15 protein-coding genes are annotated in these 18,044 nt (G+C 72.0%); 11 read left to right on the forward strand and 4 right to left on the reverse strand.

All coding sequences use genetic code 11. The features are described 5' to 3' along the window. Positions 1–18: 18 nt before the first annotated feature. Positions 19–2,178 carry a putative bifunctional diguanylate cyclase/phosphodiesterase gene (locus tag ABD126_RS13080; protein ID WP_343934039.1) on the forward strand — a complete coding sequence of 720 codons (2,160 nt, stop codon included), beginning with the start codon at positions 19–21 and terminating at the stop codon, positions 2,176–2,178. Here the strand turns inward: ABD126_RS13080 and ABD126_RS13085 are convergent, their stop codons facing one another. Both ABD126_RS13085 and ABD126_RS13090 read right to left on the reverse strand, forming a co-directional pair. Then, positions 2,179–3,213: a glucose 1-dehydrogenase gene (locus ABD126_RS13085; RefSeq protein WP_343934040.1), complete on the reverse strand. Its 1,035-nt coding sequence runs from the start codon at positions 3,211–3,213 to the stop codon at positions 2,179–2,181. Positions 3,214–3,251: 38 nt separating this feature from the next. Next, positions 3,252–5,861 carry a glycosyl hydrolase 2 galactose-binding domain-containing protein gene (locus tag ABD126_RS13090; protein WP_343934041.1) on the reverse strand — a complete coding sequence of 870 codons (2,610 nt, stop codon included), beginning with the start codon at positions 5,859–5,861 and terminating at the stop codon, positions 3,252–3,254. A 165-nt stretch (positions 5,862–6,026) separates the two neighbouring features. Here ABD126_RS13090 and ABD126_RS13095 point away from each other — a divergent pair, with 165 nt between their 5' ends. The 7 genes from ABD126_RS13095 (at position 6,027) to ABD126_RS13125 (ending at position 11,967) form a co-directional block, all read left to right on the forward strand. Then, entirely contained in the window at positions 6,027–6,611 is a 585-nt protein-coding gene (locus ABD126_RS13095) for a DUF3558 domain-containing protein (RefSeq protein WP_343934042.1), read from the forward strand. A gap of 118 nt (positions 6,612–6,729) precedes the next feature. Continuing rightward, positions 6,730–7,119, forward strand: coding sequence for a transcriptional regulator (locus ABD126_RS13100; RefSeq protein WP_343934043.1), 390 nt, complete (start codon positions 6,730–6,732; stop codon positions 7,117–7,119). Between the two features lie 51 nt (positions 7,120–7,170). Further along, the gene (locus ABD126_RS13105) at positions 7,171–8,481 is read left to right on the forward strand and encodes a PPE domain-containing protein (RefSeq protein ID WP_343934044.1); all 1,311 of its coding nucleotides are present in this window, start codon (positions 7,171–7,173) and stop codon (positions 8,479–8,481) included. A gap of 111 nt (positions 8,482–8,592) precedes the next feature. Next, entirely contained in the window at positions 8,593–9,399 is an 807-nt protein-coding gene (locus tag ABD126_RS13110; protein ID WP_343934045.1) for an ESX secretion-associated protein EspG, read from the forward strand. Between the two features lie 157 nt (positions 9,400–9,556). Further along, complete coding sequence (locus tag ABD126_RS13115) at positions 9,557–11,206, forward strand: glycosyl hydrolase family 28-related protein (protein WP_343934046.1); 1,650 nt, start codon at positions 9,557–9,559, stop codon at positions 11,204–11,206. A 9-nt stretch (positions 11,207–11,215) separates the two neighbouring features. Further along, complete coding sequence (locus ABD126_RS13120) at positions 11,216–11,593, forward strand: sterol carrier family protein (RefSeq protein WP_343934047.1); 378 nt, start codon at positions 11,216–11,218, stop codon at positions 11,591–11,593. A 41-nt stretch (positions 11,594–11,634) separates the two neighbouring features. Further along, entirely contained in the window at positions 11,635–11,967 is a 333-nt protein-coding gene (locus ABD126_RS13125) for a hypothetical protein (protein ID WP_343934048.1), read from the forward strand. 49 nt (positions 11,968–12,016) lie between these two features. Here the strand turns inward: ABD126_RS13125 and ABD126_RS13130 are convergent, their stop codons facing one another. Next, on the reverse strand, positions 12,017–14,011 hold the full coding sequence (locus tag ABD126_RS13130; protein WP_343934049.1) for an alpha/beta hydrolase: 1,995 nt from the start codon (positions 14,009–14,011) through the stop codon (positions 12,017–12,019). After that, positions 14,008–14,313, reverse strand: a complete 306-nt coding sequence (locus tag ABD126_RS13135; RefSeq protein ID WP_343934050.1) for a hypothetical protein — start codon at positions 14,311–14,313, stop codon at positions 14,008–14,010. Before ABD126_RS13135 ends, ABD126_RS13130 begins: the two co-directional genes overlap by 4 nt. Positions 14,314–14,470: 157 nt before the next feature. Here ABD126_RS13135 and ABD126_RS13140 point away from each other — a divergent pair, with 157 nt between their 5' ends. The 3 genes from ABD126_RS13140 (at position 14,471) to purM (ending at position 17,919) form a co-directional block, all read left to right on the forward strand. Next, positions 14,471–15,199: a maleylpyruvate isomerase N-terminal domain-containing protein gene (locus ABD126_RS13140; protein ID WP_343934051.1), complete on the forward strand. Its 729-nt coding sequence runs from the start codon at positions 14,471–14,473 to the stop codon at positions 15,197–15,199. A gap of 104 nt (positions 15,200–15,303) precedes the next feature. Then, positions 15,304–16,824, forward strand: coding sequence for an amidophosphoribosyltransferase (gene purF / locus ABD126_RS13145; protein ID WP_343934052.1), 1,521 nt, complete (start codon positions 15,304–15,306; stop codon positions 16,822–16,824). 18 nt (positions 16,825–16,842) lie between these two features. Continuing rightward, complete coding sequence (purM, locus tag ABD126_RS13150) at positions 16,843–17,919, forward strand: phosphoribosylformylglycinamidine cyclo-ligase (RefSeq protein ID WP_380567169.1); 1,077 nt, start codon at positions 16,843–16,845, stop codon at positions 17,917–17,919. The last annotated feature ends 125 nt before the right edge of the window (positions 17,920–18,044 follow it).

Genomic DNA, 18,044 nt, shown 5'->3' on the forward strand with positions numbered 1-18,044 from the left:
GGCGGTAGGCCGACGGACATGACGGAACAGGTTGACCATCGGGTGGCGACACCGGGCCGATCGAACCTCGACCCCGCCGTACTGGCCGGGGCGGAGTCCTTCGCCCGCACGTGGGCCACCGCGGTGATCGGCAGCAGTTACGTCCCGATGACCCGCACCGAGGTCGCCGAGCACCTCCAGGCGCTCACCGAGGTGCTGGTGCACGCGCTGCACGCGAGCCCGTTCCGCACCGCGCCCGGCTACGAGATCGGCGCGCGCCTGGTGGAGGCGCACTTCACCGGCACCGACACGCTCGGCCGCACCATCCAGCTGCTCGGCGACGACCTGCTCGCCGAGCTGGGCATCGCGCCCGACGAGCTGATGCGGTCCCGCCTGGCCGCGTTGCAGGGCGCGCTGTCCGCCGGGTACGCCCGCGCGCTGCGCGAGCGCACGCTGGCCGAGCAGGAGGCGATCCGGGCGGCCGTGCTGGACGCCCGCGACCAGGCCGAGGCCGCGCTGCGGGCCTCCGAAGCGCGGTTCCGGGCGATGTTCACCGAGGCCGCGATCGGCATCGGCATCGCCGACATCGAGGGCCGCATCCTCGACGTCAACCAGGCGTTGCAGGACATGCTCGGCTTCAGCGTCGAGGAGATGCGGCAGTACAACATCCGCGACCTGATGCACCCGGAGGACGGCTCCAGCGTCTGGCGCCTCTACGACCAGCTCACCGCCGGCGAGTGCGACCACTACCGGGCCGAGAAGCGGTTCCGCCGCGCCGACGGCGAGCAGGTGTGGACGCACCTGACGCTGTCCCTGGTCCGCGACGACCACGGCGACCCGCAGTACCAGGTGGCGATGATCGAGGACGTCACCGACCGCCACCTGCTGCAGAACCGGCTGCGCTACCAGGCGCTGCACGACCCGCTGACCGGCCTGCCCAACCGGGCGCTGTTCCTGGAGCGGCTCGGGCGGGTGTTCAACAACCGGGCGCGCCGCCGCGCCGGACTGTGCTACCTGGACCTCGACGGGTTCAAGGTGATCAACGACAGCCTGGGCCACGACATCGGCGACCAGCTGCTGGTCGAGGTCGGCCGGCGGCTGGACCACTCGGTGTCCGGCGAGGGCAAGCTGGTCGCGCGGATGGGCGGCGACGAGTTCGTCATCCTGGTGGAGGGGTCGGCGGACACCCAGGACATCGTGGACGTGGCCGACCGGGTGTTACGGGAGCTGGAGTCGCCGATCCGGATCGGCGGGCACGAGCTGACCGTGTCGGCGTCGATCGGCATCGTGGAGCGGGCGCTGTCCGGCACGACCGCGGCCGACCTCATGCGCGACGCCGACATCACGCTGTACTGGGCGAAGGCGGACGGCAAGTCGCGCTGGGCGCTGTACGACCCGGAGCGCAACGCCCGCGAGGTCGCCCGGTTCACGCTGTCCGCGACCATGCCCGCGGCGCTGGAGCGCGACGAGTTCTACGTGGACTACCAGCCCCTGGTGCGGCTGGAGGACAGCACGGTCGTCGGCGTCGAGGCGCTGGTGCGGTGGCAGCACCCGGAGTTCGGGCGGCTCGCGCCGGACCGGTTCATCGAGCTGGCCGAGGAGACCGGGCTGATCGTCCCGCTGGGCCGGTGGGTGCTGCGGGCGGCCTGCCGGCAGGCCCGGCGCTGGCTGGAGGAGTTCGGCGAGTCCGCGCCGTTCGTGTCGGTGAACCTGGCGGTGCGCCAGTCGCGGGACCCCGAGCTGGTGCGGGACGTGAAGCGCATCCTGGACGAGTGCGCGTTGCCGCCGCACCACCTGCAGCTGGAGTTGACCGAGAGCGCGATCATGGGCACCGCGGACGAGCCGTTGGAGGCCCTGCGGGCGTTGTCCGACATGGGCGTGCGGATCGCCATCGACGACTTCGGCACCGGCTACTCGAACCTGGCCTACCTCAAGCACCTGCCGGTGCACGAGCTGAAGATCGCCGGGTCGTTCATGGAGGGGTTGCGGGCGGCCGACGAGGAGGACCCGGTCGACGTCCAGATCGTGTCCACGCTGGTGCAGTTGGCGCACGCGTTGCGGTTGGGCGTGACGGCGGAGGGCGTGGAGACGCCGTCGCAGGCCAAGCGCCTGCACCGGATCGGGTGCGACACCGGGCAGGGCTGGTTCTTCGCCAAGCCGATGACGCCCGGCGAGATCGACGAGCTGCTGCGCGCCTGATCAGGTCAGGTCGATGACGACCTTGACGTCGTCCTCCTCCTTGTCGAGGGCCTCGGTGAAGCGGTCCAGCGGGATCCTGCGGGTGATCAGGCCGGCCAGCCACGTCCGGTCGGCGCGGGCGAGGGCTTCGGCCGCGGTCTCGTAGTCGGGCAGGCCCGCGTTGACCGTCCCGATGACGGCCTTGTTGTGCAGGACGACGGAGTCGAAGACGGACGGGTCGAGCGGGACCGGGTCGTGGTCGCCGGTCAGGCCCGCGAGGACCGTGGTCGAGGCCCGGCGGACGGTGTCCCAGACGACCGGGGCCGCGCCGGTGCACTCGATGGCGACGTCGACGTCCTCGACCTCGTCCAGCGAGCGGTGGTAGTGCGCGCCGAGGGCCCGGACCAGGTCCGGTTTCGGGCCCTTCTCGACGCGGTCCACCACGTGCACCTCCAGGCCGCGCTGGGTGGCCAGGAGGGCGGCCAGCAAGCCGATCGGGCCGGCCCCGGTGACCAGGGCTTTCCGGGGCTGGACGTGGGCGCGCCGGGACTGCTGGTCGGCCTGGGCCCAGGCCTTGGCGACGATCGACGCCGGCTCGGTCAGGACGCCCAGCTCGCCCAGGGCGGGGTCGAGGCGGACGGCGTACTTGGGCGGCACGCTCCAGCGCCGCATGCCGTACCCGTCCAGCTCCTTGATGCCGCGCTCCCGGTACCCGCCGTTGCGGCAGAAGTCCCAGGCGTCCACGGCGCAGGCCGGGCACGGCTCGGGGTCCGGCCTGCGGACCACGCCCGCCACCAGGTCGCCCGGTGCGAACCCCGAACCGTCCGGCGCGGAGAGGACCCGCCCCACCGACTCGTGGAAGGGCACCAGGCGGTCCCTGCCCGGCGGGAGCCGGCCGAAGCCGTCGCGGATGATCTCCACGTCGGTGCCGCACATGCCGGCCAGCAGGCCCCGCACCACCACTTCGTCGGACGGCGTGGCGACCTCGTGGTCCACCACCGTCGCCAGGTCGGGCTTGCCTGGCACCACCATCGCGGCCCGCACCGTGTCACCCACGGGACGAGAGGCTACGGCGGTCCACGCCGGTCTACGACTCAGCGCACGACCCGCGGCACGTTGTGGCCGAACACCTCCACCGCCGGGGACGCCCCGCCGAGGTCCGACGACCGGTAGCGGGCGGTGAGCGTGACGGTCTCGCCCGGCCACAGCGTCACGTAGTTGTCGCTCCAGTCGGTGGGCAGGACTTCCGGGCCGCCGGCGCCCTTGCGGACCGTCGCCCGCACGAAGAACGCGACCGAGCGGCCGGTGTTCGTCAGCTCCACGCGGGTCTCGCCGTCGGTCGAGGCGGTCCGCACCGCCACCAGGCCGGTCGGGAGGCGGTCCAGGCCCTTCAGGTCGGCGTAGGCGGACTGGGGCGTGTGGTACCAGGTGGACTTGGCGTAGTCGAGGGTGTCGGGCTTGGTGGACAGCCAGTAGACGTTGCGGTCGAGGACGCGGCCCTGGCCGTCCTGGAGCAGGAGGCGCACGAAGTACGTCGTGGACAGGCCGCCCGGGGTGGGCAGCGCGCCGGCGCGGGTGGACCCGTTGGCGCGGGCGGTGACCGGGTGGGTGTCGTCGGCCTTCACCGTGCCGTCGAGGTGGAAGACCGTGGCCCGGACCCGCAGTCCGCCCACCTCGGCCAGGCCCGTGTTGACCACGACGAGCGAGCGGTCGTCGTAGGAGTACTGGACGTGCAGGGGCCGCAGGGCGGTCTTCGCGCCGAAGTACGAGCCGGCCGTGGCCAGGTGGTAGTCGTACAGGTGCCAGTAGAGGGTCGGCCAGGCGTCGTTGAGCATCCAGTAGATGACGCCGGTGGCCGGTTTCGCCGGGTCGGACGAGTTGCGGCCGAACGCTTCCAGTTGGGCGCGGTTGATCTCGTAGTTCGCCAGTTGGGCTTTGCGCACCAGCTGTTCCGGTGTGGCCGGCCGACCGTACCGGTTGTCCAGGGCGGCGCCCCAGAAGGAGAGCTTGTTGAACGTCGGGGACGGCGCCAGGTGGTACTGCACGGCGTTGTGGTCGGTGAGCTTGGCGATGTCCCGCGGGGTGAGGAACTTCCGCAGCTCGTCCAGCTCCGGGATGGTCGGGCCGGGGCCGACCTCGGACGCGAAGCCGAACGCCCCGCCGAGGCGCTTGGTGTACCAGTAGGTCGGCGGGACCCACCAGTACGGGCCCTCCATCTTCATCCCCGGCGCGCCGAGCTGTGGCGAGGCGACGGCCTTGGCGGAGGACACGATCGGCAGGTTCCAGTGCGCGCGGGCGAGGGCGTCGAGGTAGATGCGTTCCAGCTCCGCGCCGGGCGCGGCGTCGCTGCCGATCAGGAAGCCGAGCATCGACGGGTGGTTGCGCACGCGCCGGGCCTCGCTCTCCGCGGACGCGCCGGCGACGCGCTTGTCCTCGGCGTCGAAGGACGCGTAGTCCTCCCACTTCGAGCAGCACTCCCAGCCGGTGAGCAGCATGATGCCGAGCCGGTCGGCGAGGTCGTACAGCTCGTCGTTCTCCGGCTTGCCCTCCAGGCGCAGGGTGTTCATGCCCATCGAGCGGACGAGCTTGAGCTGGTCCTCGATCCTGCGCACGTCGGTGCGCAGGAACAGGTCCGAGGCCCACCCGCCGCCGCGCACGAGGAACGGCTCGCCGTTGACGTGGAACTGCCGCCCGCCGTCCACCAGCGACGACGAGACCTCGCGGATGCCGAACCGGGTGGTGGCGCGGTCGGAGTCCCGGGTGTCGACGGTCGCCGTGAAGGACGCCGTGTAGAGGGGCTGGTCACCCATTTGGAACGGCCACCACACGCGGGGGCGGGTGACGTCCTCGGTGAAGGTGACGGTCGTGGTCGCGCGGGCGGCGAGGGTGACCGTCCGGCTGTGCGCGGTGTGGCCGATGCCGCCGGTGACCAGGGTGGTGACCGGGGCGTCGGTGTTGTTGCGGGCCTCGACCTCGAAGGTGACCTTCGCGGTGTCGAGGGCGGGCAGCGGCAGGTCGGCGGTGGCCCGGGGGAAGCGCAGGGAGACCGGGCCGCTGGTGGTGAACCGGACGTCGCGGAACAGGCCCTGGTTGCGGTCGGGCGGCAGTTGGGACCAGTCGATGAAGTGGATGAGCAGGTCCTGCTTCGGGTCGGCCGCGGCGGCGCGGATCGCGAGGGCGTTCGCGCCGGGCCGGAGCAGGGCGGTGACGTCGAACTCGTGGGTGGGGTACGCGCCGACGACCCGGTCCGGTCCCGCGACGAGGGTGCCGTTGAGCCAGACCTCGCCGCGCGAGATGACGCCGCCGTCGAGCCTGAGCGACGTGTGCGCGCCGGGGCGGGGGTCGGCGGTGAAGACCTTGCGGTACCACCAGGGGACGGTGAAGTCGGTCGGGTCGACCTGCTTGAGGTTGTCGCCGCGGGTGAGGTCCGGGTAGGCGCCGGCGGCGACCAGGCCGGCGAGGACGGTGGAGCGGGCGGGCACGGTGCGCCAGCCGGCGTCGGAGTACCCGGGGGTCGAGATGTCCGCGCCGGTCTGGGGCGCGCGGGCGCTGGACTGCAGTCGCCAGTCGGGGACGGTGGCGGCGGTGCCGGGGTCGGCGGCGACCGTGAGCGGGGCCTGGGGCGTGCCGGCGGGTCGACCGGGCCGGTCTGTCGGAAGGGCGACGGCGTCGGGCACGGCGAGCGCGAGTGCCAGAGCCGCCACGAGCGGGACTGCCCGTGAGCGTATTGCAACTCCCCTGATCAGGGCGGCGGCTCTTAGTAAAGGAGGTTTCCGTTCAGTGGGGCGGTCGGGCAATGCTGCCGACGGGTGACGCGGGTGTGCCCAATGGCGACGCTCCGTGCGCGCCGATCGGATACTTTGAGCCCCATGCGCCGTGCCGTGCCGCTCCTCGCCGCCGTGTTGCTCCTCGCGGGCTGCTCCGAGTCGACCACCGGCTCCCCGACCCCGGGCTCGCCCACCAGCGCGACCACCGGGTCGTCCGGCAAGCCGACCTCGACGTCGAAGGAACCGGCCAAGCGGCCGAAGACGATCAACCTGAAGGACGTCGACCCCTGCACGCTGCTCACCGACGCCCAGCGCAAGGAGCTCGGCCTCGACCGCCCGCCCACGAAGGGCACGTCCACCGTGTTCCGGTCGCCGTCGTGCGACCACAACCGCGAGGACCGCACGTGGGGCGCGACCGTGATCACCGCCACCACCTCGGGCATCGAGTTCTTCACCGACGGCAGCTTCGACGTCGAGACCCAGCAGCTCCAGGTGGCGGGCTTCCCGGCGGTCCTGGGCAGCACGCCCCAGCAGAAGAGCTCCTGCTACCTGGGCGTGGACGTGTCGGACGGGCAGGTGCTGGCGCTCCAGACGACCAGCATCGACGAGTCGGTGCCCCAGGGCAGGCTGTGCGAGATGGTGCAGCAGATCGCCGGTGCGGCGGTCGCCACCCTTACAGCTCGCTGAAACACGAGTAGAACTACTCGCTTTGCACCCGGAACCATCCACCCGCGTGCCGCATCAGAGTTAGAGTCATCCCAAATGCACACGCTGGGGTATGTGCAGCACTACAGGAGGGTGTGCCGTGTTCATCGCGGATGGTGGTGGCGGGGGTACCACGGATACTCCGCCGGCGTACAGCGGGACGCAGCAGAAGCTGCACGTCGACCCGACGGCCATTCCCGAGGCGAAGAAGGTGTTCGCCGACGCGCTGGAGCGCCTCGACGCGCAGCTGCGGGACGCGGAGTGGGCGTTGCGCGCGAAGAACTGGGCGGGCGACCCGGTCTCCAAGGAGACCGCGGAGAAGTTCAACCAGGACACCTTCGAGGCCGGTGACTCCGCCGCACTGACCGCGATCAAGGAGTACCGCAAGCAGCTCGACGGCGTGGTGCGGCAGCTCCAGGCGATCGAGGACAACTACCGCCGCGTCGAGGGTGACAACGTCGCCTCCTGGGGACGCGTCAAGCGCGACTGACCACCACCGACCACAGACTGATGGACAACGCACCCGAGGGGGGCGAGCACGATGGGTGACCACCGCTGGCGCGGGTATGCCCACCCCGATCTGCACCGCATGATCAACGAAGGCCCGGGCGTCGCCGCCTCCCGTCCCATCGAGGACAAGTGGAAGGCGCTCTCCGAGACCCTGGCCGACATCGACGAGTCGATCCACCGCGGCCTGGAGAAGCTGGGCGCCAAGTGGGAGGGCTCGACCGCCGACGAGACCCAGAAGGCGCTGTCGCCGCTCGCCCAGTGGGCCGGTGACGCCAAGCAGGGCTCCGACACGATGAAGGCCTCCGCGCAGCTGCAGGCGGACTACATCGCGGACGCCCGCAAGGAGATGCCCGAGCCGGTCAAGGTGACCACCGAGGCCCCGTCGACCGGGGACAAGGTCCTCGGCGCGCTGGGCGGCCCGGTGGGCATGATGCACGTCATCAACCAGCAGAAGGACCACGAGGCCCAGGAAGCGGCGCAGGACAACGCCGAGGCCAAGGCCGTCGAGGTGATGAACAACTACCAGTCCAGCAGCGAGTGGAACTCCAACACGCTGGGCGAGTTCGTCCCCCCGCCGCAGGTCGTCGTCGACACCCCGTCGCCCGGCGGCCAGCAGAGCTACAACACCAGCAGCGCGAACTACAACAGCACGCCGACGTGGACGCCGCCCGGTGACGGCGGCGGCACCACCAAGCCGTCCTGGGCCGCGCCCACGCCGGCCCCGCCGGCGGCCCCGCCGCCGTCGTTCCAGGGCGGCACCACCAACCCGTCGTGGGTGACGCCCAACCCGACCCCGACCCCGCCGCCGGTCACGCCGACGCCCACGCCGCCGATCGGTGGTCTGCCGCCGGGCACGAACCCGCCCGGTGGTCCGACGCCCGGCTGGAAGCCGCCGACGGGCACGAACCCGCCGGTCCCGCCGCGCGTGCCCACCGGTCCGGGTGGTCAGAACCGGCCGGGTGTGCCGCCGATGCGTCCCGGCATGCCGGGCGGTCCCGGTGGCCCCGGTGGTCCGAACGGCATGGGTCGCGGCTTCGGCCCCGGCGGTCCCGGTATGCCCGGCGGCCCCGGCATGGGCGGCAACCCGGGCGGGATGCCCGGTCGTGGCGGCATGGCCGGTGTCGGCGGCTTCGGTCCGGGTGGCCCCGGTGGTCCGGGCGGCCCCGGTGGTCGTCCCGGCGGTCCGGGTGCGGGCATGGGCGCGGGTGGCGCGGCCGGCCACGGCGCGAACGGCGAGGACGACATCGAGCACAAGTCCGCCGACTACCTGGTCGAGACGGACGACGTGTTCGGTGACGACCGCCTGGTCGCGCCGCCGGTGATCGGCGAGACCCCGCAGTAGCTCGACGGTTCGGCGTCCAGGCCGGGACCTCCACGGGTCCCGGCCTGGACTGGCAAGAGGGCCCCATCGTCGGGGTGGGGCCGGTGCTGAGGTTGACGTGGAGCGGCAGCAGTGACCATTTTCGGGGGGCAGGCCGAGAGGGAACCGATCACCCTCTCCGCCGAGGAGTTCGACGTCCTGTGGGAACGGCTCGACCTCGGGCCGATGCCGTTGGTGATCAAGGTGCCGTCGCCGGGCAAGACCCACCAGGAGCGCGCCGACCTGGAGCGCCGCGTGTGGCAGGCCGTCGGCGCGCGCGGGTTGGGCGGCCCGACCGGGCTGCACCCGGAGCTGGACTACCTGCTCCGGCAGTTCGTCCGGCCGGAGCGCGAGGTGGACGGCCGCATCTGGGTGGGGCGCAGCGTGCGCGTGCTCGCGGCGGCCAACGGCGACCACGGCGCGATCGCGACCTTGAGCGACAACCAGCTGACGTTCCGGCGCGCGGCGGGCAGCGGCCTGCCCAGCGCGGTCCTCGGCACGCTGCCCGCGCACCCGGCGGGCACCGGTCACTCGGTGACCATGCCCAGCGCCGACCTGGAGAAGGCGGTGAAGAACTCCGACGGCTCGCCCAAGAGCCTGGAGAACTCGCTGCGCAACCACGGCGTGCGCCAGGAGGACGCGACGACGCTGGTGAAGATGTTCACCGGCCTGGTCCACACGGGCAACTTCGGCGCGGCGGCCCGGGACAAGTACGGCAAGCGCTGCCGGCCGGACCGGGTGGTGGCGTTCTTCGACACCGAGGACGGGCGCTACCTGCAGCAACGGCGGGCGTCGAACGGGTCGGAGCCGTGGAGCACGTTCACGCCGACCGACGCGCGCCGCTTGGTGCACCAGGTGGAGGAGCTGCTGGCCGAGGCCGTGCGCGCCGCGAAGATCTAGCGACTCCCGGGACCGGGTCGGCGCGTTTCGTGCGGGCGCGCCCGGTCGCGGTTCGGCGCGTTCGTGCGTGCGTCCGGTTGCCGGGTCTGGCGTTCGGGTCGTTCCTGGGGTTTGATCTGGTCACCGCTGCCGCCCCCTTGCACGAGGAGACGGCCAGATGACCATCGAGCGACGGCAGTTCCTGATCGGATCCGGAGCGGCCCTACTCGGTAGCGCGGTGTTCGCCGGCACCGCGCGGGGCACGGAACCCGCACCCGCCGGGCTGTGGCGGGAGTTCGTGGCCGACCCGAACGCCCACCCGCGCATCCCCAACGTCGCCTTCGCCGGCTACCGGACCGGGCAACGCCCGCCGCGCCCCGCCGTGCGCGCCAACGTCCTGCGCTACGGCGCGAAGCCGGACGGATCGGCCGACGCCTCCGCCGCCATCAACCGGGCCATCGAGGACGTCGGCCGGCGCGGCGGTGGCACGGTGCTGCTGCCCGCCGGGACCTACCGCATCGACGACGTCGTCCGCGTCGGCCACTCGAACGTCGTCCTGCGCGGCGTCGGCAGCGCCCGCACCACGCTGTTCGCCACGCGCCCGCTCGAAGAGGTCGTCGGGGTCAACCGCAGCCGGTACGGCGGCACCAGTTCCGCGTGGAGTTGGAGCGGCGGGCTGGTGTGGGTGTGCCACCGCGACCGGTACCGCGCGCTGGTCGACGCGATCCGGGCGCAGCGCTGGCCGTTCGAGGGGTGGACCGGCAACGGCGGTGACGAGAGCACCGAGCTGGCGAGGATTGTTGAACACGCGGATCGTGGAACGTGTGACCTCACCGTCGCCGACGCCTCGAACCTCCGGGCCGGGCAACGGGTCCTGCTCCAGCTCGACGACGACGGCGACTACGGGCTGTTCAAGCACATGTGCGGTGACATCCCGGGCACGCAGACCTACAAGTGGAGCGACAAGACGAAACTGTTGTCGTACAAGCCTTTCGTGTGGCCGGTCCGCATCGGGTCGGTGCGCGGCAACAGGGTTCGCCTGGCCCAACCACTGCCCCTGGACGCCCGCCCGTCCTTCAACCCCCGCCTGACCACGCTCGCGCCGCCGATCACCGGCGTCGGCGTCGAGGGCCTGACGATCCGCATGGCAAAGACGACGCGCCCGGCCCACTTGCAGGACAAGGGTTACAACGGCCTGGCGTTCCAGTGCGCCTGGGACTGCTGGGCCGACGACGTGTCCGTTGTGGACAGTGACAACGGCTTCCTGCTGGTGTCCGCCAAGGGTGTTTCGCTGCTGAACACCCGCGTCGAGGGCCGGGGTCAGCACCACTCGTACGCGTGCCGCGAGCAGTCGCACGACAACCTGGTGCAGGACTTCGCGATCGGCGCCTTCACCGAACCACCCACGCCCGGGTCCGGCCACCACGGCGTCAACGTGGAAGGCCTGTCGTGCGGCAACGTCTGGTCGCGCGGGCGGATGGACGCGGGCACGTTCGACACGCACCGCGGCTTGCCGTTCGCCAACGTCCGCACCGAGATCACGATCCACAACGACGGCGCGCACGGCGGTTCGGCGGACGCGGGACCGTTGTACGGGGCGAGGTTCACGCACTGGAACGTGACCGTCACCAACGGCCGCGCGGGCTGCGTGAAGATCGACCACGTGGCACCGCTCAGCGCCACGGTCGGCATCAGCGAGGTCACCGAGTTCGGCCAGATCGACAAACCGGACTTCACCGGCCCCCTGAACGCGGCCCTGGAGTCCTACGGAACCCCGGTCGAGCCCCGCAACCTGCACCAGGCCCAACGCGCCCTGCGCCACCGCTAACCTGGTCGGATGCCGCCCAAGCCCGTCGACCCGACCGAGCTGCGCACCGCCGTGGCCGCCGTCCTCCCCTGGCTGACGGGGGAAGCGGACAAACCGGACCGCCCGGTCCTGGCCACGGCGGTGAAGCTCAGCCTGCGCACCCTGGAACAACTGGCCCCGGGCCGCAGCGTCGAGGTACGGGTCCCGCCGTTCGCGGCAGTGCAGTGCTTAGCCGGCCCCCGCCACACCCGGGGCACCCCACCGAACGTGGTGGAAACCGACCCGGAAACCTGGCTCCTCCTGGCCACGGGCCGCATGGAGTGGTCCCAGGCCCTGGAAGACGCGCGGGTGACCGCGTCCGGCAGCCGAGCAGACCTCTCCACCCTGCTCCCGGTCGTCCGGATCTGAACCCGCCGCACGCGCCACGGCCACTGGCTAGGCTCGGGCACGTGAAGGCGTTGAAGCTCGGTGTGGTCGTGGCGGCGGTCGGACTGGTCCTCGTGGGGTGCGGCTCCGAGTGGGAGGGCGACGTGCGGCTCAAGGTCGTGCGGATCGTCCCGGACCCCACGGGGAAGGCCGCCACCCGGGTCGGCATGGAGCTGGACGAGAGCCAGGACAAGGCGAAGGCGCCGCACACCGGCACCTACGGCGCCGACCTCGACCAACTCCCGAAGGACGTCAAGGTCGGTGATGTCGTGACCTGCACGGTGAAGCGTTCGGACGACAACGGCTTCGACGGTGTGGACCCCAAGCTGTCGGTGGGTCCGTGCCGCGCGGCGTGACGAGCCGCCGCGGGTGGGCGGGACACCCCGCCCACCCGCGCCGCACGACCTAGAACCAGGAGCCGACGGTCTTGTCCCAGGCGCCCTTCGCGCCCTCGACCAGGTCACGTCCGCCTTCGACCACGTCGCCGACTCCGCCGACCACGACGTCCACGGTGTCGTTGACGATCTCCTTGCCGGTGTTGACCAGCCCGTTGCCCGCCCCGGACCAGTTGCCGTTCCAGGCGTCGCGACCGGCGTTGTAGAGACCGGAACCCGCGTCCGTGACGAGATCGGCGGCACCGACCGCCGTGCCGCTCACGACGTCGATCACCGGGCCGACGACCGGGATGTGCGAACCGGGCAGCGACGGGCCGAGCGGGTTGTCGTGCCACTTCTGCTCGGTCACCGAGCCGCCGTCGCCGGTGGCGATCTTGGCGAGGTTGTCCAGGGACTCGGAGTTCTGCGCGTAGTACTGCGAGTGGGCGCCGAGCGCCGAGGTGCCGTCGCTGGTGCCGAAGGTCTTCGCGCCGAACCGGTCGTCGTACGGGCCGATCGACGACCCGTCCTGGGTGAACCAGCTGGAACTGGTGCCCTGGACCACGGGGTCGTGCTCGGTCGCGCCGACGTAGACGTGCCCGGGGCCGGCGGAGAGCTGGTTGACGTTCGACGCGCCGACACCGGGCGAGCCGACGAACGCGATGTCGTCCGCCGCCAGGCCGTTCATGCCGGCGTAGCCCACGGTGGTCGAGCCGTAGGAGTGACCGATCACGGTCAGGTGCTGGCGGTTGCCGGCGGCCTCGGCGGCGGCGCGGTAGCCGTCGACGTCGGCCACCAGGTTCGCGCCGCCCTCGCGGGCCTGCGCCGGGTTGTCGACCTCGCCGGGCGCCCAGCCGGGGGCGTCGTAGCCCAGCCACTGGATCGTGGCGTTGCCGTTCGGGCCCATGGCCTCGCGGAGGTTGCCGGCCTGGCTGATGGAGAAGTTGTCGAGCGTGGAGCCGGTGCCCGGCACGGCCACCGCGAGGTTCTTGGCGGTGTCGGGGTTGCCGTACGCGATCGCGGTGGCACCGTCGCCGCGCGGGCCGTAGGGGTCCCAGGCCATGATCCGGACGTCGGGCGAGCCGTCGGGCTTGAGCCAGCCGCGGTCACGCGCGAACTGGTCGGCCTGGTCGATGCTCTTCTGGACCTTCTCCGCGTTGTCGGCCTTGGTCTGGGCGACGTCCTTCTTCTCGGCCAGGTCCGCGTACCGCGGGTCGTTCAGCAGCTTGGTCAGGTCGTCGGACTTGCTCGGGTCCAGGCCCAGCTCGCGGGCCCGCGCGTCCATCTGCGACTGGAGCTGGTCGGCCTCCGCCGAGAAGCGCTGCCGGTCGTCGTCGATGCGGCGGCGGTTGGCGGTGTCGAGGACTTCCGAGGGCAGGCCGCGGAGCTGGCCGAGTTCCTGGAACTTCGTGCGCAGGAGTTCGTCCTGCTGTTCCTTCGTCAGCGACTTCCACCACTCGGCGACCTTCTTCGGGTCGGTGCCCGGCGGGGGGACGGTGGCGGTCGTCCGCATGGACTGGACGGCCGTGTTCCAGCCGGCGTCCTTCGCCGCCACCTCCTGGAAGGCCGGGCGGACGCCCGACAGGGCCTTCGCGTACGAGCGCAGGACGTTCTCGTAGCTGTTCTTGACGTTCGTCAGCTGCTCGTTGACCTTGTTCGCCAGCTCGCGCGTCTGCGCCTCGTCCAGCGCCGGGGAGCGGCCGCGCCAGAAGTCGATCAGCTGGTCCGCGCTGCCGCGCATCTGGCCGTACGCCCGGGACGCCGCCTGCACGATGTCGATGCCCGCGCCCAGGCGTTCGCCGGCCACGGTGGCGGACCTGGTGGACAGCTCGGCGCGCACGCCGAACCTCTGGGCCGACTCGCCCTGCCAGCTGGCGGTGGCGGTCTGACCGCCGGTGGTCACGGACTGGCCCGCTCGGCTCACGGCGCTCTGCGCGCCGCTGATGGGGTCCGCGGCGGCGGCCACTCGGCCCGCGTCGCCCGACGCGAGCTGCCCGTACAGGACCTCGGGGTCGACGAAGCTCACGCCAGGCCACCTTCCACGGAACGGAACGAGTTGCCGGAGTCGTCGTCGGCGCGCTGGTAGGCGTCGGCGTTCTCGTTCAGGCCGTCGCCCGCGTCGCGGTACCACGCGCTGCCGCGGCGCAGGTCGTCGGACTGCTCGCCGGCCCACTTGGCCAGGGCGTCGGCGAACTCGGCGGCGGCGGCGACCTCGCCCAGGGCGCTCGCGTCCAGGCGCAGCATCGAGATCATCTCGGCTCCGTCGCCCGCCGCGTCCGCACCCTCGTGGAACTGCTTGGACGCCGCGCGCAACGTCTCTGGTCGCACACCGAACACGGTTCCCCACCCTTCGTGCCGCTAGCCGCTGGCCACTCCGACGCAGCACGATCATCCCCGGTTCCCGCGAAACGTGAGCCCGGATGCGGAACCATGTTCGCTGTGGCCGCGTCGGTGGAGGCGGCGTGACAGGACACGGGAGGCGCAAGTGGCTGGCTGGAACCCGCAGCGGTGGACGGCGAAGTTCGAGGAGCAGGCCGCGATGTTCCGCGCAGCCGTGGGCGGGGCCGACCCGGAGGCCAAGGTGCCCAGCTGCCCCGGCTGGACGTTCACCGAGCTGACCCTGCACGTCGGCCGCTTCCTCCAGACCTCCCTCGAATACCTGCGCAGCGGCAGCACGGTCCGGCTCAACCTGCCCCCGGTGCCGCGGGACGTCGTCCCCCTCGACTACCTCGACGCGCAGCTCGCGCTGGCCGCCGAGGTGCTGCCCGCCGTCCCCGGCAACCGCCCCGCCTGGACGTTCTCGCCCGCCGCGCCCGACCTCGCCTGGGTGTGGCACCGCCGCATCGCCCACGAACTCGACCTGCGCCGCTGGGACGCCCAGGCCGCCCTGCGCGAGCTGGTCGCAGGCGACACCGACTTCGCCGTGGACGGCATCGAGGAGTCCCTGGGCACCCTCCTGGCCGCCAAGTACGCCACCGACGTCCCGCCGACCGCCAAGGGCACCGCGTTCGTGCAGCTCACCGACGTCCCCGAGGCGTGGGTGGTCACCCTGGAGCCCGGGGTGGTGCCCGAGCTGCGGGCCGCGTGGCCGGGTGAGGAGACCGACCTCCAGATCACCGGCGAGGCGCAGATCGTCCACTACGGGCTCTGGGGCCGGCTGCCGCTCAAGACCACCGGTGACCAGAGCCTGCTCAGCGTGGTCAAGCTGGACTGACGGGGTGTGCTTGCTCACGTCCGACGGGTGCTGATGGGGGTGGTTCACCCCCCGTTCGCCTTACACTCGGTGTGCAGCCCGCCCGCGTCGCTAGGGAGCACTCGGTGGTCACCGACCAGTCAGCAACCGGCCGCACCGATACCGAGCAGGAGCCCCGCGAGGAATGCGGGGTGTTCGGTGTCTGGGCGCCGGGCGAAGAGGTCGCCAAACTCACCTACTACGGCCTGTACGCGTTGCAGCACCGCGGGCAGGAAGCCGCCGGCATCTCCGTCGGCGACGGCAGCCAGGTCGTCGTCTTCAAGGACCTGGGCCTGGTCAGCCAGGTGTTCGACGAGCAGGTGCTGTCCAGCCTGCGCGGCCACGTCGCCGTCGGGCACTGCCGCTACTCCACGACCGGCTCCACCACGTGGGAGAACGCCCAGCCCACCTTCCGCACCACGGCGACCGGCTCCGGCCTGTCGCTGGGCCACAACGGCAACCTGGTGAACACCGCCGAGCTGCTGGTCCGCGCCCGCGAGCTGGGCGTGGACACCAGCCACGGCGCGACCACCGACTCGGACCTGGTGTGCGGGCTGCTCGCGGCGCAGGCCGCGGACATCGGCATCGAGCAGGCCGCCATGCAGCTCCTGCCGACCCTGCGCGGCGCGTTCTGCCTCGCCTTCTCCGACGAGTCCACCCTCTACGCGGCCCGCGACCCGCACGGCGTGCGCCCGCTGGTGTTGGGCCGGCTGGAGCGCGGCTGGGTCGTGGCCAGCGAGACCGCCGCCCTGGACATCGTGGGCGCGTCGTTCGTCCGCGAGGTCGAGCCGGGCGAGCTGATCGCGATCGACGAGAACGGCCTGCGGTCGTCCCGGTTCGCCAACCCCGAGCCCAAGGGCTGCATCTTCGAGTACGTCTACCTGGCCCGCCCGGACACCACGATCGCCGGCCGGTCCGTGCACGCCACCCGAGTCGAGATCGGCCGCCGCCTGGCCCAGGAGCACCCGGTGGAGGCCGACCTGGTCATCCCGGTGCCCGAGTCCGGCACCCCGGCCGCCATCGGCTACGCCCAGGCCTCCGGCATCCCCTACGGGTCCGGCCTGGTCAAGAACGCCTACGTGGGCCGCACGTTCATCCAGCCGTCGCAGACCATCCGGCAGCTGGGCATCCGGCTCAAGCTCAACCCGCTGCGCGACGTCATCCGCGGCAAGCGCCTGGTCGTCGTGGACGACTCGATCGTGCGCGGCAACACCCAGCGCGCCCTGGTCCGCATGCTGCGCGAGGCCGGCGCGGTCGAGGTGCACGTCCGGATCGCGTCCCCGCCGGTGAAGTGGCCGTGCTTCTACGGCATCGACTTCGCCTCCCGCGCCGAGCTGATCGCCAACGGCCTCGACGACGACGGCATCCGCCGCTCCATCGGGTCCGACTCGCTGGGCTACGTGTCGCTGGAGCAGCTCGTCGCGGCCACCGAACAGCCCCGCACCCGGCTGTGCTCGGCCTGCTTCGACGGCGAGTACCCCATCCCGCTGCCCGAGGACGCCCTGATCGGCAAGCACCTGCTGGAGGGCATCCGGGGCGTGGCGGGCTCGGCGGCTCCCGTTCTGGCGAACGGGTACGGTGCCGAGGACGCTTTGCGGCGTCCCTGACAGACCTGCCCGCACAACATGAGAGCCAGTGACGTGACCGACACCCCCAAGGCCACTTACGCCGCCGCCGGAGTCAGCATCACCGCAGGTGACGAGGCGGTGGAGAAGCTCAAGCCGTGGGCGGCGAAGGCGCAGCGGCCCGAGGTGCTCGGCGGCATCGGCGGGTTCGCGGGCCTGTTCAAGCTGCGCCTGGACCGCTGGAAGGAGCCGGTGCTCGCGTCGTCCACCGACGGCGTCGGCACCAAGATCGCGGTCGCCCAGGCGCTGGACAAGCACGACACCGTCGGCATCGACCTGGTCGCGATGGTGGTGGACGACCTCGTGGTGTGCGGCGCGGAGCCGCTGTTCCTGCAGGACTACATCGCCATCGGCAAGGTCGTGCCGGAGAAGGTCGCGGCGCTGGTCAAGGGCATCGCGGAGGGCTGCGTCCAGGCCGGCTGCGCGCTGCTGGGCGGCGAGACCGCCGAGCACCCCGGCCTGATGGGCGAGAACGACTACGACATCTCCGGCACCGGCGTGGGCGTGGTCGAGGCGTCCGCGATGCTCGGGCCGGACCGCGTGCGGCACGGCGACGTCGTCATCGCCATGGGGTCCTCCGGGCTGCACTCGAACGGGTACTCCCTGGCCCGGCACGTGCTGCTGGACATCGGCCGCATGCCGCTGTCCGGGCACGTCGAGGAGTTCGGCCGCACCCTCGGCGAGGAGCTGCTGGAGCCGACCCGCATCTACGCCAAGGACTGCCTCGCGCTGGCCGCGGAGGCCGAGGTGCGGACGTTCGCGCACGTCACCGGCGGCGGCCTGGCCGCGAACCTGGCGCGCGTGCTGCCCGAGGGCCTGCACGCCACCCTCGACCGCGGCACCTGGACGCCCGCGCCGGTGTTCCAGATGATCGCCCAGCGCGGCCGGGTGGAGCGCGAGGAGATGGAGAAGACGTTCAACATGGGCATCGGCATGGTCGCCGTCGTGTCCCCGGAGGACGTCGACCGCGCCCTGGCCGTGCTGACCGCCCGCCACGTGCCCGCCTGGGTGCTGGGCGAGGTGACCCGCTCCGAGGACGGCGCGACCGCGCTCGTCGGTGACCACCCGAGGTTCTAGGGAAACGCCCATGACCGCCCCCGTCGTCCGGCTGGATGGCGGGGGCGTCGTGGTCCTGCGGCGGGTGATCGTGGACGCCTGGATGTCGTTCGACGGGTGAGGCAACCCCGCGCGGTCCCGGTCCC

It is taken from the genome of Saccharothrix mutabilis subsp. mutabilis (genome assembly GCF_039521145.1).
Lineage (GTDB): Bacteria > Actinomycetota > Actinomycetes > Mycobacteriales > Pseudonocardiaceae > Actinosynnema > Actinosynnema mutabilis.

Excerpts from the sequence above, each read along its gene's own strand:
- ABD126_RS13080 (WP_343934039.1), top strand. The coding sequence starts at position 19 with ATGACGGAACAGGTTGACCATCGGGTGGCGACACCGGGCCGATCGAAC.
- ABD126_RS13095 (WP_343934042.1), top strand. The coding sequence starts at position 6,027 with ATGCGCCGTGCCGTGCCGCTCCTCGCCGCCGTGTTGCTCCTCGCGGGC.
- ABD126_RS13105 (WP_343934044.1), top strand. The coding sequence starts at position 7,171 with ATGGGTGACCACCGCTGGCGCGGGTATGCCCACCCCGATCTGCACCGC.
- ABD126_RS13115 (WP_343934046.1), top strand. The coding sequence starts at position 9,557 with ATGACCATCGAGCGACGGCAGTTCCTGATCGGATCCGGAGCGGCCCTA.
- ABD126_RS13120 (WP_343934047.1), top strand. The coding sequence starts at position 11,216 with ATGCCGCCCAAGCCCGTCGACCCGACCGAGCTGCGCACCGCCGTGGCC.
- purM (WP_380567169.1), top strand. The coding sequence starts at position 16,843 with ATGAGAGCCAGTGACGTGACCGACACCCCCAAGGCCACTTACGCCGCC.